The organism is Psychrobacter sp. Rd 27.2 (genome assembly GCF_001921755.1).
In the GTDB taxonomy this organism is placed as follows: Bacteria; Pseudomonadota; Gammaproteobacteria; order Pseudomonadales; family Moraxellaceae; genus Psychrobacter; species Psychrobacter celer.
The window spans coordinates 1-292 of record NZ_MRYB01000195.1; the positions used below are offsets into that span (position 1 = coordinate 1).

1 protein-coding gene is annotated in these 292 nt (G+C 45.2%); it reads left to right on the forward strand.

The window, feature by feature from the left end:
• Window positions 1–292, forward strand: a 292-nt coding sequence (locus tag BTV99_RS13160; RefSeq protein ID WP_178378003.1) for a TonB-dependent receptor plug domain-containing protein, incomplete at both ends; no start/stop codon positions are given.

Below are 292 nucleotides of genomic sequence, written 5' to 3' on the forward strand. Positions count from 1 at the left end.
TTAATCAAAAATTTATTAACAGCAAACAAGTGGCAAGCAGTGATACGGCCACTATACTGACAAAAATACCCGGTCTGAATGTACAAAGTGCCGGTGGCATCTCAAACCTGCCTGTGATGAGAGGCTTGGCGGACAATCGTCTACGTGTTTTAGTAGATGGTGTTGACTCAATCGCCTCTTGTCCAAATAGTATGAACTCACCCCTTTCTTATATCGCACCAAGCTCTGTAGATGAAACCACCGTCTATGCAGGTGTGACGCCTGTGAGTGTCGGTGGTAATAGTATTGGTGG